Below are 1,312 nucleotides of genomic sequence, written 5' to 3' on the forward strand. Positions count from 1 at the left end.
TGTCTAGTCCTGAAATAGGTTTACACCTGTTTCACCCTAACGCCCGATGCACCGCATCGGGCGTTTTGTATTTCAAAGACAGGTGCGGACGCTCGCCGTTGTAGATCGATACCGACTCACTCACCATCTTCTTCGCCTGCGTTAAATCCTGTGGTCGCTGGAGCATAAGCTCTGTCTTTAATATCCCGTTGACCCGCTCTGCCAAGGCATTTTGGTAGCAGTCATAGCCGTCCGTCATTGAGCATCGAATACCGTACTTCGCGTGCAACGCTTGGTACATCCCCGAGCAATATTGGATACCTCTATCTGAATGATGCACCAACGACTGCTCTGTCCGACGGTGCTTTACCGCCCGGCGCAGTGCCTGTGCTACCGACTCGGTGTGAAGGCTTTCATGGACGTGATAGCCCACGATCTTTCGCGAAAAAGCATCCGTTACCAGGCTCAGATAGGCCACACCTTCCTGAGTGGGCAAATAGGTGATGTCAGCCACCCAGACTTGTTCCGGGCCGCTTGGAACAACCTGATCAGGACCTGGCTTGAGCAGGTTCGGGTGGCGGTGAAAGCGATGATGACTATTGGTCGTCTTGTGATAAGACCGCTTGCGAGCTACCAATAAACGTCTTTCCCGCAGAATCGAAAACAGCCGATCTCGACCCACTTGCAGTTCAAGTTGGGGCTGGCAATGCAGCAAGTAATGTAGCTTTCGGGTGCCCAAACGCGGCTGCCGCTGACGTTTTTGCTGAACGAAATCGGCAACCTTCTGATCCAGCCCCAGACGAGCAGCATCGGCGCGATTGCGTTTGTAGTAAGCCTGTCGGCTTATCCCCATGAACTGGCAAGCCCTGCTGATGCTCAGGTTTTTGATTCGTTTTTGCGCGAGGACTTGCCGGGACGCTTTTTTACGACAGAGAGACCGTAGTCATTCTTCAAGACATCCACGACCGCCTCGAAAAACTGCGCTTTCTGATTGGACAGAGCTAACTGCTCTTCAAGCTCTTTGATGCGTTGCTCTGGCGTTAATGGTCGGTTTTTGTCGGGCATAGACCCCATCCTCGGCGAGCCAATGTATCTGCCTGGGCTCCAATCCTGCCGACCGTGCTTGCGTAACCACGTCAGAACGGTCGTTTTGCCTTGAATCCCGTAGCGCTCCTGAGCCTCTTTATAACTCAGCTCGCCTTTTTCGACCTGATCGACGACCGACAATTTAAAGGTCAACGTGTAGTCGCGCTGACTACGCCTTTTTGCTGATTCCATTACGTCCTCCTGAAAAACAGATCAGAAGGTGTAAACCTTATTCAGGACGGGACAC

General features: G+C 52.6%; 1 pseudogene. It reads right to left on the reverse strand.

The features are described from left to right. Positions 1 to 3 precede the first annotated feature (3 nt). Positions 4 to 1,257 (reverse strand): annotated as a pseudogene (locus tag BLL38_RS29895) (IS3 family transposase). Between the last annotated feature and the right edge of the window lie 55 nt (positions 1,258 to 1,312).

This window comes from Pseudomonas gessardii (genome assembly GCF_001983165.1).
In the GTDB taxonomy this organism is placed as follows: domain Bacteria; phylum Pseudomonadota; class Gammaproteobacteria; order Pseudomonadales; family Pseudomonadaceae; genus Aquipseudomonas; species Aquipseudomonas gessardii.